Source organism: Streptomyces sp. JH34, from assembly GCF_029428875.1.
Classification (GTDB): domain Bacteria; phylum Actinomycetota; class Actinomycetes; order Streptomycetales; family Streptomycetaceae; genus Streptomyces.
The window spans coordinates 6,378,074-6,392,524 of record NZ_JAJSOO010000001.1 but is presented as its reverse complement, the minus strand read 5'-3'; the positions used below and the strand labels follow the sequence as shown (position 1 = coordinate 6,392,524).

Annotated in this window: 15 protein-coding genes; 8 read left to right on the top strand and 7 right to left on the bottom strand. The window is 71.5% G+C overall.

Features of this window, described 5'->3' with window-relative positions; all coding sequences use genetic code 11:
• The first annotated feature begins 41 nt into the window (after positions 1–41).
• The 3 genes from LWJ43_RS28775 to LWJ43_RS28765 all read left to right on the top strand — a co-directional run bounded on the left by LWJ43_RS28775 (position 42) and on the right by LWJ43_RS28765 (position 1,274).
• Positions 42–494, top strand: a complete 453-nt coding sequence (locus LWJ43_RS28775) for a Rieske (2Fe-2S) protein (RefSeq protein WP_277335090.1) — start codon at positions 42–44, stop codon at positions 492–494.
• Positions 495–572: 78 nt separating this feature from the next.
• Entirely contained in the window at positions 573–1,043 is a 471-nt protein-coding gene (locus tag LWJ43_RS28770; protein WP_277335089.1) for a pyridoxamine 5'-phosphate oxidase family protein, read from the top strand.
• 48 nt (positions 1,044–1,091) lie between these two features.
• Complete coding sequence (locus LWJ43_RS28765) at positions 1,092–1,274, top strand: hypothetical protein (RefSeq protein ID WP_277335088.1); 183 nt, start codon at positions 1,092–1,094, stop codon at positions 1,272–1,274.
• Here LWJ43_RS28765 and LWJ43_RS28760 read toward each other — a convergent pair.
• Positions 1,261–2,592 carry an aminotransferase class I/II-fold pyridoxal phosphate-dependent enzyme gene (locus LWJ43_RS28760; protein WP_277335087.1) on the bottom strand — a complete coding sequence of 444 codons (1,332 nt, stop codon included), beginning with the start codon at positions 2,590–2,592 and terminating at the stop codon, positions 1,261–1,263. The genes LWJ43_RS28765 and LWJ43_RS28760 overlap by 14 nt on opposite strands.
• A 35-nt stretch (positions 2,593–2,627) precedes the next feature.
• Here LWJ43_RS28760 and LWJ43_RS28755 point away from each other — a divergent pair, with 35 nt between their 5' ends.
• The gene (locus tag LWJ43_RS28755; protein WP_277335086.1) at positions 2,628–3,338 is read left to right on the top strand and encodes a pyridoxamine 5'-phosphate oxidase family protein; all 711 of its coding nucleotides are present in this window, start codon (positions 2,628–2,630) and stop codon (positions 3,336–3,338) included.
• A gap of 14 nt (positions 3,339–3,352) precedes the next feature.
• Here the strand turns inward: LWJ43_RS28755 and LWJ43_RS28750 are convergent, their stop codons facing one another.
• The 3 genes from LWJ43_RS28750 to LWJ43_RS28740 all read right to left on the bottom strand — a co-directional run bounded on the left by LWJ43_RS28750 (position 3,353) and on the right by LWJ43_RS28740 (position 5,815).
• On the bottom strand, positions 3,353–4,387 hold the full coding sequence (locus tag LWJ43_RS28750) for an EamA family transporter (RefSeq protein WP_277335085.1): 1,035 nt from the start codon (positions 4,385–4,387) through the stop codon (positions 3,353–3,355).
• Positions 4,388–4,454: 67 nt separating this feature from the next.
• On the bottom strand, positions 4,455–4,994 hold the full coding sequence (locus tag LWJ43_RS28745) for a Clp protease N-terminal domain-containing protein (protein ID WP_462100916.1): 540 nt from the start codon (positions 4,992–4,994) through the stop codon (positions 4,455–4,457).
• A 209-nt stretch (positions 4,995–5,203) separates the two neighbouring features.
• Positions 5,204–5,815, bottom strand: coding sequence for a PadR family transcriptional regulator (locus LWJ43_RS28740; protein WP_277335083.1), 612 nt, complete (start codon positions 5,813–5,815; stop codon positions 5,204–5,206).
• A gap of 421 nt (positions 5,816–6,236) precedes the next feature.
• Here LWJ43_RS28740 and LWJ43_RS32940 point away from each other — a divergent pair, with 421 nt between their 5' ends.
• Positions 6,237–6,392: a hypothetical protein gene (locus LWJ43_RS32940; RefSeq protein ID WP_346772001.1), complete on the top strand. Its 156-nt coding sequence runs from the start codon at positions 6,237–6,239 to the stop codon at positions 6,390–6,392.
• An 80-nt stretch (positions 6,393–6,472) separates the two neighbouring features.
• Positions 6,473–7,294 carry a PhzF family phenazine biosynthesis protein gene (locus tag LWJ43_RS28730; protein WP_277335082.1) on the top strand — a complete coding sequence of 274 codons (822 nt, stop codon included), beginning with the start codon at positions 6,473–6,475 and terminating at the stop codon, positions 7,292–7,294.
• Between the two features lie 24 nt (positions 7,295–7,318).
• Here the strand turns inward: LWJ43_RS28730 and LWJ43_RS28725 are convergent, their stop codons facing one another.
• Both LWJ43_RS28725 and LWJ43_RS28720 read right to left on the bottom strand, forming a co-directional pair.
• Positions 7,319–8,098 carry a CPBP family intramembrane glutamic endopeptidase gene (locus LWJ43_RS28725; RefSeq protein ID WP_277335081.1) on the bottom strand — a complete coding sequence of 260 codons (780 nt, stop codon included), beginning with the start codon at positions 8,096–8,098 and terminating at the stop codon, positions 7,319–7,321.
• Between the two features lie 95 nt (positions 8,099–8,193).
• Entirely contained in the window at positions 8,194–9,699 is a 1,506-nt protein-coding gene (locus LWJ43_RS28720; RefSeq protein ID WP_277335080.1) for a glutamate-cysteine ligase family protein, read from the bottom strand.
• A gap of 490 nt (positions 9,700–10,189) precedes the next feature.
• Between LWJ43_RS28720 and LWJ43_RS28715 the strand changes: the two genes are divergently transcribed.
• Both LWJ43_RS28715 and LWJ43_RS28710 read left to right on the top strand, forming a co-directional pair.
• Positions 10,190–10,795, top strand: coding sequence for a hypothetical protein (locus tag LWJ43_RS28715; protein WP_277335079.1), 606 nt, complete (start codon positions 10,190–10,192; stop codon positions 10,793–10,795).
• Between the two features lie 290 nt (positions 10,796–11,085).
• Positions 11,086–11,292, top strand: a complete 207-nt coding sequence (locus LWJ43_RS28710; RefSeq protein ID WP_277335078.1) for a DUF5999 family protein — start codon at positions 11,086–11,088, stop codon at positions 11,290–11,292.
• Between the two features lie 110 nt (positions 11,293–11,402).
• Here LWJ43_RS28710 and gcvP read toward each other — a convergent pair whose 3' ends face one another.
• A complete protein-coding gene (gcvP, locus tag LWJ43_RS28705; RefSeq protein WP_277335077.1) occupies positions 11,403–14,288 on the bottom strand; it encodes an aminomethyl-transferring glycine dehydrogenase in 2,886 nt (961 codons plus the stop codon).
• Positions 14,289–14,451 lie beyond the last annotated feature (163 nt).

The window sequence follows — 14,451 nt, the reverse complement described above, 5'->3', positions numbered from 1 at the left end:
GTCCTTCCACCTGACGTCTCGCCGATGAAGGGAATGCCGGCATGAACGCATCGCAGGAGAGCCAGGTCCGCCTCGGGCGGCGCACCGTCGTCACGGCGGGAGCCGCGGGACTGGCCGCCGCCCTCACCGCGTGCGGAGGCGGGCCGAAGGACACCGGCGGCTCCGACACGGTCGAACCGGCAGGGGAGGGCGGCGGCGCGAACGCCGGCGCGCCGCTCACCGCGACCGCTGACATCCCGGAGGGCGGAGGAATGGTCTTCGCCGACCAGGAGGTGGTGGTGACACAGCCGAAGGCCGGTGAGTTCAAGGCGTTCTCGTCGAAGTGCACCCACCAGGGCTGCGCGGTGAAGGGGATCGCCGACGGCGTCATCACCTGCCCGTGCCACAACAGCACGTTCGACGCGGCGACCGGCGCGGTGACGGGCGGCCCGGCGACCCAGCCGCTGCCGGAGAAGCAGATCCGGGTCGAGGGAGGCTCCATCACCCTGGTGTGAGAGGGCGGACCATTGCGCGACCACGGCAGAGGGCCCATGCTTCCGGAACCGGCCGGACACTTCCAGGAAGGGCGTCCCGTGAACGCTGCCCAGCGCCATGGCCGTCGGATCATGATGACCGACGCGGAGCGGGACGCCTACCTCGCCGAACAGCGCACCTGCAGGGTCGCCACGGTCTCGGCCGAGGGCATGCCGCACGTGGCGGCCCTGTGGTTCGTGTGGGACGGCACCTCCCTCTGGCTCTACTCGCTCGTCAGGAGTCTGCGCTGGTCGCAGCTCCGCCACACCCCGAAGGCCGCCGTGGTGGTGGACGACGGGGTGGAGTACGGCGAGTTGCGCGGGGTGGAGCTCCGTGGCGAGGTCTCCTTCGTCGGCGAGGTCCCCCGCACGGGCCTGGACTGCGCCGAGCTGGTCGTCCCGGAGAGGCTCTTCTCGGCCAAGTACTTCGGGCTGGACTCCCTGCCGCACGACGAACGGCACGCCTGGATCCGGCTCACGCCGCAGGCGGTCAGGTCCTGGGACTTCACGAAGCTGTCCGGGCCGGCCTGACGGAGCGTGCGCCGGAAGCGGAACCCGCCAGGGCCGAGAGCACGAGGGGTGAATGGAGTCAGCCGCCTGGCGACACCAGTGCTCCAGGCGGTCGAGGCGGACGGGACGGCCTGGGACGATCCGTCCGGTGATCAGTTGCACGACCTGCCGGCCCGTCGCGCCACCGGAGCCGGACCGGGCGGCGGGGACGCCCTCAGCACCGTGGCCACCGGGCCGGTCAGCCGTAACTGACCGGGCGGGCGGGCGGCGCGGCCGCCGCCACCGCGTCCGCCAGGGGCCCGATGTCCGCGGCGGACAGCGTCGAGACGGTCAGCCGCACCCCCGGCGGCGAGGCGATCCGGAACCGCGCCCCGGGGGCCACCGCCCAGCCGGCGTGCAGCAGCCTGGCGACCGCGCCGGTCTCGTCGCCGACGGGCACCCACACGTTCATCCCGGTCCGCCCGTACGCCTCGATGCCACGCTCCCTCAGGGCCCGGACCAGCGCGTCCCTGCGCTCCCCGTAGGAGCGGGCGACAGCCGGCGTGTCGACCGCCCCCGTCGCCCACAGGTGCGCGACGGTCCGCTGCAGCAGTCCGCTCACCCAGCCGGGCCCGAGCCGCTGGCGCCCCGTCACCCGGTCCACGGTCAGTCCGTCCCCGGTGAGCACGGCGAGCCGCAGATCGGGTCCGTACGCCTTGGACACGGACCGCACGAAGGCCCAGCGTTCCGTGACACCAGCGAGGGGACGCACCGGCAGGTCGACGATGGCGTGGCCGTGGTCGTCCTCGATCAGGAGCACACCGGGATGCTCCGCGAGAACGGACCGCAGCTCCTCGGCCCGTCGGTCCGTCACCGTCGCGCCCGTCGGGTTCTGCGCCCGGTCGGTGACCACCAGGGCACCGGCCCCCGCGCGCAGGGCTCGCTCCACCTCGCCCGGCAGCGGACCGTCCTCGTCCAGCGCCACCGGCAGGACGCGCATGCCGAGGGCCGGGACGAGGTCCAGCAGAGCCCCCCAACCCGGATCCTCGACGGCGACCGCGTCACCCGGCCTGAGGTGCGCGGTCAGCACCCTTTCGATCGCGTCGAGGGATCCGGAGGCGACGGCCACCGGCCCGCCGGGCACACCGTCCGCGTCCAGCTCAGCCCTCGCGATCTCCGCGAACCGGGGGACCACTGTCGCGTCGCCGTAGAGGTGCGGCTGCCGGCCGTACGCCGCCGCGGCCACCGCCAGGGCCTCCCCGAGACCGGGCAGCAGCGCGGGGTCGGGATTGCCGTCACCCAGGTCACGCACGCCCGGAGGTGCCTCCACCCGGAGCGAGCCGCGTGCCGTGCTCGCGGGACGCGGCCGCACCCGGCTCCCCCGGCGCCCGGCGGTCTCGATCACCCCGCGCTCGCGGAGGGACCGGTAGGCGGCGGCCACCGTATTGGGATTCACGCCGAGGAGCGTCGCCAACTCCCTCATGGGCGGCAGCACATGACCGGGCGCGAGGTCACCCGAGGCGACCCCGCGCTCCACACTCGCGGCGATCTCGGATGCACGCCGCCCACTGATCCGATACTCTCCTAGCACAAAAGACATTATGCACTAGTGCAATGGAGTACGCAATGCCGGACACTGACACGCCCGACAGCACCGGCCTCCCCGGGGACGCCTACGAGCCGACCGGGCGCACGGTCCCCAGCCGCGCCAGGCAGCGCGCCTCGTACGACAAGGAGACGGTGCACTCGATACTCGACACGGCCTACCTGTGCCATCTCGGCTTCGTCCGCGACGGCGCACCGGTCGTGCTGCCCACACTGTTCGGCCGGATCGACGACCGGCTGTACGTCCACGGCTCGACCGGTTCGCGTCCGCTGCGCGCGACCGCTGCGGCCGATCCGGGCCTAGCCGTATGCCTGACCGTGACGCATGTGGACGGCCTGGTACTGGCGCGTTCCGCCTTCCACCACTCGATGAACTACCGCTCCGTGGTGGTCCACGGCATCGCACGGACGGTGACCGACCCGGAGGAGCGGCGCGTCGCACTCGACGCGATCGTCGACCAGGTGGTTCCGGGCAGGTCCAGGGACTCGCGCCCGGCGGACACGAAGGAGCTCGCCGCCACCGCGGTGATCCGCCTGGACCTCGACGAGGTCTCCGCCAAGATCCGTACGGGCGGCCCGAACGACGACCCGGAGGACCTCGCACTGCCGCACTGGGCGGGCGTGATCCCGGTGTCACGGAGCTACGGGGCACCACTGCCGTCCGACGACCTGGCCCCCGCCGTCCCGGTGCCGGACTACCTCACCGCACTCCACGGCGGGCTGCCCGCCTGAGCCTGCGGACCGGGCTACGGCGAGGCCGGAGGCCGAGACAGCTCGGCCCCTGTATCCGCCGGCTCATGGGCGTCCGCCGCCCCGACCGCCACCGCCCCCGGGCCCGACGCCACGGGGCCCGACGGCGGCCTGGGGGCGGACGACTGCGCGATGAAGGCTCCGATCAGCACGACACCTCCTCCGACCAGTTGGGGCAGGGAGAGGTGCTCACCGAGGAGCACCCAGGCAAGCACGGTCGCGATGACCGCCTCGAGGCAGGCGACGACGCCTGCGACCTGCGGCGAGAGCAGGCGTACCGACACCACACCGGTCGCGTAGGCCAGCACGGTCGCGAGCAGCACGATCCAGCAGAGCAGCAGCCACGCGGGCACGTCGTGCCCGTTCATCTCCGCGCTCCCGCCGAGGACCGCCCAGTCCATGGCCCAGGGGGCGGCCACCACCGTGAGCACGGCCGCGCCGGCCAGCAGCCCGTACGCGATCACGCCCACGGGGTGCGGAGGCCCGGCGTCCGTCGTGTCACCGTGCCCTGCGCCCTGGTCCGACAGGACGAAGTAGCCCACCTGACAGCACGCCGCGCCGAGCGCGAGCAACAGCCCGACCGCGTCGAAGCTCAACCCGGCCCACACCTCGACGACGCAGGCGAGTCCGCCGACCGCCAGCACGACACCCGCGGCGGCGGCGCGGGTGACGGGGCGCCGTTGCACGAAGCGCACCCAGCCGAGGACCAGCGCGGGCGCCAGATACTCGATGAGGAGTGCGACGCCGACCGGGATACGTGAGATCGAGGCGAAGTAGAAGGCCTGCACCCCGGCCACGGCGAACAGCCCGAAACCGGCCAGCAGCACGGGCCGTTCCCTGACGAGATTCCGGTGCCGCCAGGCGATCGGCAGCATGACCAGGGCGGCACCGGTCACCCGTAGCCACACCACGTGCAACGGGTCCAGGCCCGCCTCGATCAGCGGCTTGGCCGCCACCCCTGAACCGCCGAACGCGAAGGCCGAGACAAGGGCCAGGCCCAGACCGGCACTTCTCCCCTGAGACACGTGCATCGGCACATCATGGCAGCAGGCGTCAGCAGCGTCACCCCCGTCGCACCTGTCCACCGCGTGTCCGCGATCACCCCTGCGGATCCCGTGCGGCCCGGTCCGCCGCACGGACGCCCAGCGGCTCGGCGGCGACACCGGCCCGGCGCAGCACCTCCACCGCACGGCAGCGCGGATCCGCGACCAGCGCGGCCAGCAGATCGAGGCCGTCGGCGTGGAGGTCCCCGCGCCGGAGCGCGCTACGGGCGGCACGGTCCATCGCTGCCGACGCCGAGGGCGACCACCCCTCACCCGCGGGTTCCGGCACGGCCGGGAACCTGCCCGAATCCTCCTGCGTCCTCTGCCAGCGGAGGCCGTACCCGATGGTGCGCTGCACCAGGTACCCGAGCACCTTGGCCAGTTGCGGACCACCGTCGAAGACCTCCCTGACGGCGGGATCGGACTCGACCAGGGAGTGCAGGAGATGCGCCGTGTCGACGTGACGGTCACCGTCCCGCACAGCTCGCCTGCGCGCGCCGGTCACCACGGCGGTCATCGCCGGACTCGGCCCGGAACCGGCCCACGGGTGGTTCGGCGGGGCTTGCTCGGGGATCCCTGATGTCCGGATGTGCACATCTCCACCCCATCAGTCCCAGGGAGCGGAAACATCCCCGGAGCGGCCCATCCGCCATCCCGCAGAAGTCGGGGGCGGCAGGCGGCTCCCTCATCCTTGCGGATGAGACCACGCCGCACCGTGCGGTACGCGGCGGTCGCGCCGGAGGGCGGCGGACAGAAGGAGGGCCCCACGAGGGAGCCTTCCTCCGCGTGCGCGTGCCGCACCGCTCAGTCCTCGTCGGCGAGGATCAGGTACAGCTTCTTACGGGCGTCGTTGATCACCGTGAGGGCCTTCTGCCGCTGGTCGGCCGAGCCGGTCTTCCAGACCTGGCCGAACGCCTCCATCAGCCCGAAGCCGGCCTGACGGATCTCGTTCACGCCCTCCCAGTCGACACCGCGCCCTGCCTCTTCCCAGGGGGCGTCGGGGCCGGACTCGGCCTCGCTCCGTCCCAGGTCGGTGAGGGTGAACAGCTTCTTGCCACCCTCGCTGGCGCTGACGATCAGGCCCTCGTCCTCCAGCAGCTGGAGGGTGGGATACACCGAGCCGGGGCTGGGCTTCCAGGCCCCGCCACTGCGCTCGCCGATCTCCTGGATCATCTCGTAACCGTGCATCGACCGGTCCTTGAGCAGGGCGAGGATCGACGCGCGCACGTCACCGCGCCTCGCCCTCCCCCGGCCGCCTCCCCGGCCGCGGCCGCCGCCGAAGGGCCCGCCGCCGAACGGCCCACCTCCGAAGGGCGGTCCGAACGGTCCGAACGCGGCACGGCCGCCTTCGAAGTCTCCCCTGCCGGCGCCGCGGCGCCCGGGTCCGCATCCGTGGTCGTTCCCATGTGAACGCATGACGCGCTCCTCTCGTCATCGTGATTCTGCGACTCTTCATTGAACTGTCGCGATGCCTCAACGATATATCGGAAGCTATCGCGTGACAAGGCTCCGTGTCTGCGGCCGCCCCACGGCGTCGGCCGAGGAGTGTTGCCGCGGGACGGCGGGGGCGCACCGCCGGAGCGGCGTCCAAGGCCGTCCGCATCACCGAGCCCAGCCATCTCAGCGCCGTCCGCGATTTCCGCCGCCACCGCCGCCGCCGCTACGCCGAACGCGTCAAACCCCCCTGTGGAAAGGACCCGTTGCCACGCGCGATGCTGTCCACGTTCGCCGAACTCGTACGGACCGCCGGACTCGGCCCCGTCGCGGATGCCGGGTACGGACCCGGGAAGGTCACGGCACGTCCTGCGTCCGGCGCAGGCGTACGGAGGGACATCCGGTGTCCTACGCGTCCCATCCGGTCCAGCCGGACCGGATCCCCCGCCCTCCGGGCGAGGCCGGTCTCGAGGTCACCGCGCATCTGCTGCAGGAGCCCGGCGAAGGGACGAACAGGCGGGCCGCCACGTTCCTGGCCCGCAAGCCCGGACGGCTGTGAACCGCGAAAGGGTCCCACCGGGCCGCGCGTCCGGAATTGGCCTTGGACCGCACTCCGAGGACCCGCCTACCGTCGGCCCCATGAAGATCCGCATCGTCGACGCGTTCACCGACCGCCCGTTCGCCGGCAATCCCGCCGGAGTCGTGATCCTGGACTCCGGCGCGTTCCCCGACGACGAACGCCTCCAGACCGTCGCCTCCGAGGTCAACCTCTCGGAGACCGCGTTCGCCCATCCGCTGCCGCCGGGCGGTGAGGCCGACTGGGCGCTGCGCTGGTTCACGCCGGCCGCCGAGGTCGATCTCTGCGGGCACGCGACGCTCGCCGCCGCCCACGTCCTGCACACCACCGGGGCGGCGAGCGGCACGGTGCGCCACGCGACCCGCTCCGGCGTCCTGCGCACCACCACCCACGACGACGGCACCCTGACGCTGGACTTCCCCACGGCGCCCCTGACACCGGCGTCCGCCCCTCCCGGGCTGGCCGAGGCGCTCGGTGCCGCACCGCTCTCCCTCCACGACACGGGCGAGCACGTCGGTGACCTGCTCGTGGAGCTGCCCGACGAAGCGGCCGTACGAGCCCTGCGGCCCGACTTCCGTGCGCTCGCCGGCTGTTCCCACAGGGGGGTCATCGCGACGGCGCCGGCCGACGACCCCACGCGTGGGTACGACTTCGTCTCGCGCGGCTTCTTCCCCGCGGTCGGCATCGACGAGGACCCGGTGACCGGAAGCGCCCACACGGCCCTGGCGCCGTTCTGGGCGGCCAGATTCGGCCGCGACGACCTCGTGGGCCTTCAGGCCTCAGCCCGCTCGGGCCTGGTGCGCACCTCGCTGCGCGGGGAACGCACACTGCTGACGGGCGGCGCCGTCACGGTGATCGACGGGGAACTGCTCACCGGGCTGTGAGAGGGACGTGCGCGGGCCGCCCGCTCACGGGGTGGGCAGCCAGCCCACCTTCCCCGCGAGCAGCGCGTATCCGACGAACGCCCCGATGTCGAGCAGGGCGTGCGCGACGACCAGTGGCCCGACCCGCCCCCAGCGCCTGTACAGCAGGACGAAGACCACGCCCATGACCATGTTCCCTATGAAGCCACCGATCCCCTGGTAAAGGTGGTAGGAGCCCCGCAGGACGGAACTCGCCACCAGGGCGGCCATCGGCGTCCATCCCAGCTGCCCCAGCCGTCGCAGCAGATAGCCGACGACGATGACCTCCTCCACGAGCGAGTTCTGCACCGCGGAGAGGATCAGCACGGGGAGCTTCCACCACACGTCCGGCAGCGACTCGGGGACCACGGTCAGGTTGAACCCGGCCGCCCGCGCCACCAGGTAGAAGGCCAGCCCGGCGCTGCCGATCCCCGCCGCGATCAGGGTGCCCCGGCCCAGATCCGGCCCCGGCCTGGTGCGGTCGAGGCCGAGGGTCCGCAGACCCGCGCCTTCGCGGATGAGCAGGTGCGCCACGAGCGCGACCGGCACCAGCGCCGAGGCGATGCCGAACAGCTGCCAGGCCAGGTCCAGCCACGGCCGCCCGGGGGCGTACGACCCGTTCAGCGTCGCCGCCTGGTCCTTGAGACCGCCGGGTCTGGTCAGCGACCCGATGAAGCTGATCAAGGCGGACACCCCACTGGCCCCGAGCGAGAGAGCCAGCACGAGCAGCGTCTCCGACCGCAGGATCCGCCGGGACACCTCCTCGTGAGGAATGGATTCAGCCACGCGCCCCGCCTCCACCTGTACGGCTGCCGTCAGCCGTGCGTCGTCCTAGCTTGCCCGACGTGAGAGGGGCGGCGGGACACGGGGCGGCGTCCTCCTCAGGGGGCGGGGAACCCGACGGGCCAGGTGTGCACCGGCTCCCCGGCCTGCATCAGCTCGCCGTAGCGCCGGGTGGTGGCGGCGAGGGCGCCTTCCCGTTCGAGGCCCGCCTCCAGGGCCCGGTGGTAGGTGTCGACCTGCCAGGACGCGCCGTTCACACCGCGCCTGCAGCGCTCCTCGATGACGCCGAGGTAGCGGTCACGGTCCGCGGGTTCGATGTTCCAGGCGTCGAGCCCGGCGGCCGCGAGCGGCAGCAGTTCGTCACGTACGAGTTTCACGGCCGGCACCCTCGCCACCCCGCCCGAGCGGCCGGGGCGCGGCCAGAGCAGCTCGGCTTCGATCCCGTGGCGGCAGGCGGCGTCGAAGTTCTCGGCCGCGGCTTCGAAGGGCAGCTTCGACCACACCGGCCGGGACTCGTCGGCGAGCGCGCGCACCAGTCCGTAGTAGAAGGCGGAGTTGGCGATCACGTCGACGACCGTGGGGCCGGCGGGCAGGACCCGGTTCTCGACCCTCAGATGGGGGACGCCGTCCGCCAGCCCGTACACCGGGCGGTTCCACCGGTAGACCGTGCCGTTGTGCAGGACGAGTTCGGCGAGTGACGGTACGCCGCCCTCGTCGAGGACCCGCAGCGGATCCTCCTCGTCGCAGATCGGCAGGAGGGGCGGGTAGTAGCGGACGTTCTCCTCGAAGAGCTCGTACGCCGAACCGATCCAGCGCTCCCCGAACCAGGTCCTGGGGCGCACCCCCTGGTTCCGGAGCTCGGGCGGCCGCACGTCGGTGGCCTGCTGGAACAGCGGCGGCCTCGACTCGCGCCACAGTTCCTTGCCGAACAGGAAGGGCGAGTTGGCCCCGAGGGCGATCTGCACGGCCGCGATGGCCTGGGCGGCGTTCCAGACGTCCGCGAAGCGGTCCGGCGTCACCTGCAGGTGCAACTGGACCGATGTGCAGGCCGATTCGGGGGCGATCGAGGCGGAGGTCGCGACCAGCCGCTCGACGCCCTCGATATCGAGCACGAATTCCTCACCGCGGGCAGCCGCCATTTGGTCGTTCAGGAGCATGTAGCGGTCGACGTCCGACAGGTTCGCCGAAACCACGTCCTCCCGGCCGAGGGTCGGCAGGATGCCGATCATCACGATCCCGGCATCGACCTCCGCGGCCTTCCGGTGGGCATAGGCGAGCCCCGTACGCAGCTCCTCCGCCAGCTGATCGAATACCCGGCCGCTCAGCCGGTGGGGAAGAATGTTCACCTCCAGATTGAACATCCCCAGCTCCGTCTGGAAATCCCGGCTGGCGATGCGCTGGAGCACCTCAGCATTCCGCATCCTCGGCATGCCGTCCGAACCCGCGAGATTCAGCTCGATCTCCAGCCCCATGAGATTCCTGGGGCGATCGAACCTCCGCTCCGACAGGAGCCTCTCCAGCCCGTTCAGGCACTGGGTCAGCTTCTCGCGGTACGCCTGCCGATCGGACGGGGCGAACGCGTCCGCCACGACCTTCTCGCCCATCGAAGGGTCCCTCCTCGAGTGGGCGGCCCGCGGCCCAGGCCGCTCGTATCACGATCGATAATGCCCCGACGAGATGATCCGTAACGCCCCCACGGCCGACGAGCACCCAGTAGTCTGGTGACCGGAGCCGGAGGCACATTCCTAAGGCATGGGGCATATGCAGTTGCACCGCCGGGTCGCGCAGTGGGAAAACCGATGCGTTTCAGCCTACCGCCGCATCGGGAAAGTACCTGGCGACGGGTGTCGGGCGCGGTTCGAATCCACAGATACGGCACAATCCAAAGACTCGAATCCGCCTTGCGCGCAATACGCGGGCCGAGTAGTCGAAACATAGTGTGAACATTTGTCGTATAAACTCTGCGCACGAGGCAGAGAGTTGACGCACCGGCTCGGCCGCCCGTCACCGGCCTTCCTCTGGCCCCGCACGCCGACAGCGCCGTCTGCACCCGCCCATGCACCACCGTGTCTCCGAAGTGAGAGGCGACCCACCATGCCGCTGCATGTTTCCCCGGCCCCAGCGCCCGCACTGCGCAGCGTTCTCGCGGCACTCGGTTCTCCCACCGCAGTCCGCGAGGCCCACACGCCCGCTCTCCGGTCCGTCCAGGGATCGCTGAGTCCCGAACTCCCGCTTCCCGTCCACGTGCTGGACCGGATCGTGCCGAACGAGGCCGCACCGCGTACCCGCCTCGCCGGCTGGCGCTTCCTGGTCCGCAGCGGTGAGCGCGCCGTCGCCGCAGCGGACACCATGCTCACCGCCGATGGCTGGACCTTCTCGCACTTCTTCGAGGGTCCTTACATCGTCTCCACCGAACTCGCCGTGCGCCAGGCGGAGTCGACGGCGACGCACTACCAGCCGCGCCTGCTGTCGGTACCCGAGCTCTACATGTTCACCCTGTGGCTGCATCACGACGTCGAGGCCGACGCCGGTGCCGGCACGCTCGCACCGTCCGACGTGCTGGTGCCGCTGGCCCCGGCTCCCCCGGGCATCACGGCCTACCGTCCGCACCGGGTCGCGGACCTGCTCCCGGTCATGACCCTGCGGGTCACCCCGGCACCTCTTCCGGAGCTTCCCGGCCTCCTCGGATCGCCCGCCTGACCGCCCGTCGCCCACGCGCCCCTGCCGAGATGACCGGCGGGGGCGCGCCCTTACCCGTCCGGACTAGTCCGGTCAGGTCACCCCGAACCATCCGAACGGACAGTGCAGTTGCGTTGAACCGTCCGGCCGGGTGACGCGTCAGAGGAGGAAGAGGAGCAGCTGCCGCGAAATCCCTGCGGAAAGACGCCCGCGGGGCAACACTGGGACCGGACCGACCTGATACGGGGACGGTCATGAAGATCTCGTCCAGCCGCAGAACACTCGAATCGACGCAGCGAAAGAACACATCCATGTGCCAGCACCAGCCACCCTGTCCGACCGCTGAATCCAACGACCGTGAAGCCGCCCGCCTGATGGCTCACCACCCGGAACAGGGCTGGAGCCTGCTGTGCAACGGCGTCCTGCTCTTCGAGGACACCGGCGAGTTGCTCCCCGACGGTCAGATCATCGCCCCGCACCGTCCGCTGAGGAGCGGCCGGGTGATGAAAGCCGCCTGACCGCAGGCGGACGAAGCACAGGGGCCGGCCCGGAGAAAGTCTCCGCACCGGCCCCGAAACGTGTCCGCGTGCCTCTTGGCCGTACGCGTGCCTCTTGGCCTTACGCGTCCCTACTGGTCGTACGCGTCCAGAGGCGGGCAGGAGCAGACCAGGTTGCGGTCACCGAACGCGCCGTCGATCCTGCGCACCGGCGGCCAGTACTTGTCCGCCGGGCTGACCCCTGCCGGGAAGACCGCCTCCTGACGGCTGTAGGAGTGGGTCCACTCCCCGCCGAGTGCCGCGGCGGTGTGGGGGGCGTTGCACAGCGGGTTGTCGTCGGCGCTCCACTCCCCCGAGGCGACCTTGTCGATCTCGGCGCGAATGGCGATCATCGTGTCGCAGAACCGGTCGAGCTCGGCGAGGTCCTCGCTCTCCGTCGGCTCGATCATCAGGGTTCCCGCCACCGGGAACGACATGGTCGGCGAGTGGAAGCCGTAGTCGATGAGCCGCTTGGCGATGTCGTCGATGCTGACGCCGGTGGCCTTGGAGATGGGCCGCAGGTCGACGATGCACTCGTGCGCGACCAGACCGGCCGGGCCGTTGTACAGGACCGGGAAGTGCGGTTCGAGGCGCTTGGCGATGTAGTTGGCCGCGAGTACGGCGACCTGCGTCGCACGCTTCAGCCCCTCGCCCCCCATCAGGCGTACGTACGCCCAGGAGATCGGCAGGATCCCCGCGGAGCCCCACGGAGCGGCCGAGATCGGGCCGATACCGGTCTCCGGGCCCGCCGCGGGCTGGAGGGGGTGGTTGGGGAGGTACGGCGCCAGGTGGGCGCGCACCCCGACCGGGCCGACGCCGGGGCCGCCGCCGCCGTGCGGGATGCAGAAGGTCTTGTGCAGGTTCAGGTGGGACACGTCGCCACCGAAGTGGCCCGGCTTGGCGAGACCGACCAGCGCGTTGAGGTTGGCGCCGTCCACGTACACCTGGCCGCCCGCGTCGTGCACCTCTCCGCAGATGTCGGCGACGTGCTCCTCGAAGACACCGTGCGTGGAGGGGTAGGTGATCATGAGGACCGCGAGCTCGTCACGGTGCTTCGCGATCTTGGCCCGGAGATCCTCTATGTCGACCTCGCCGTCGTCGGCGGTCTTCACCACGACGACCTTCATGCCGGCCATGACGGCGCTCGCGGCGTTGGTGCCGTGCGCGGAGGACGGGATCAGGCAGACGGTGCGCCCGTGCTCCCCGTTGGCCCGGTGATAGGCGCGGACGGCCAGCAGCCCGGCGAACTCACCCTGCGAGCCGGCGTTGGGCTGGATGGAGACGGCGTCGTAACCGGTGACCTCGGCGAGACGCTCCTCCAGCTCGCGGATGAGGGTGAGGAAGCCCTGCGCCTGCTCGGCCGGCGCGAAGGGGTGCAGCGCGCCGAACTCGGGCCAGGTGATCGACTCCATCTCGGCGGTCGCGTTGAGCTTCATGGTGCAGGAGCCCAGGGGGATCATGCCGCGGTCCAGCGCGTAGTCGCGGTCGGCGAGCTTGCGCAGGTACCGCAGCATGGCCGTCTCGGAGCGGTGCTGGTGGAAGACCGGGTGGGTGAGGACCGCGTCGGTGCGCAACAGGCCCTCGGGCAGCGCGTCGGCGGTCGCGCCGTCGAGCGCCTCGACGTCGCCACCGGCTCCGAAGGCGGCCCAGACGGCGGCGATCCGGGTGCGGGTGGTGGTCTCGTCACACGCGACGGACACGTGGTCGGCGTCGACCAGACGCAGGTTCACCCCGCGCTCACGTGCGGCGGCCACCACACCCGCGGCCGCACCGGGCGCGCGGACGGTCAGGGTGTCGAAGTACGCGTCGTGCACGACCTCGGTCCCGGCGGCCCGCAGCCCCTCGGCCAGGATGGCGGCGAACCGGTGGGTGCGCCGGGCGATCGTCCGCAGCCCGTCGGGGCCGTGGTACACCGCGTACATGCCGGCCATGACGGCGAGCAGCACCTGCGCGGTGCAGATGTTGCTGGTCGCCTTCTCACGGCGGATGTGCTGCTCGCGGGTCTGCAGTGCCAGCCGGTAGGCCTTGTCACCGTCCGCGTCGACGGACACGCCGACGAGGCGGCCGGGAAGGCTGCGGGCGAACTTCTCCCGTACGGCCATGAAGCCGGCGTGCGGCCCGCCGAAGCCCATGGGGACACCGAATCGCTGCGTGGTGCCCACGGCGATGTCCGCGCCCAGTTCCCCCGGGGAGGTGAGCAGGGTCAGAGCCAGCAGGTCGGCGGCGACGGACACGATCGCGCCCAGCTCGTGCGCCTGCTCGATGACGGGCTTGATGTCGCGCACGGCACCGGAGGCGCCCGGGTACTGGAGCAGCACACCGAAGACGCCGCGCTCGGCGATCTCCGTGGGGATGCCGTCGGAGAGGTCGGCGACGACGACCTCGACACCGGTCGGCTCGGCGCGGGTCTCGATGACCGCGACGGTCTGCGGCAGCGTGTCGGCGTCGACCAGGAAGACGCCGTCCTTCACCTTGCCGACCCGTCGTGCCAGGGCCATGGCCTCGGCGGCAGCCGTGCCCTCGTCGAGGAGTGAGGCACCCGAGGTCGGCAGCCCGGTGAGGTCGGCGACCATCGTCTGGAAGTTCAGGAGGGCCTCGAGGCGGCCCTGGGAGATCTCCGGCTGGTACGGCGTGTACGCCGTGTACCAGGCGGGGTTCTCCATGACGTTGCGCAGGATCACCGGCGGGGTGAAGGTGCCGTAGTAGCCGAGACCGATCATCGGTGCGAGCACCTGGTTGCGGTCGGCGAGGCTGCGCAGCTCGGCCAGGACCTCGGCCTCGGTACGCGCCTCGGGGAGGTTCAGGGCCTCGGCGCTCTTGATCACGTCGGGAACCGCGGCGGCGGTGAGCTCGTCGAGGGAGCCGTAGCCGACCTGGGCGAGCATCTTCGCCTGCGCCCCGGCATCGGGCCCGATGTGGCGCTGCTCGAACGGAATGCCCTGCTCCAGCTGGGAGAGCGGAGTGCGACGGGGGGTCATGATGGAGGCCTCCTGGTCTGCCACGACCTGCGAGGGGCGCCACGGCGTGGCTGCCCGAACGGCCTCCCCCTCTGTCATCTCGACCTGAGAGCTTCACCGGCGCGCCGTGGGGCGTGCCGGTTTTCACCGTCGGTGAGGGCGGGACCAGCACGGCACGTGCCGC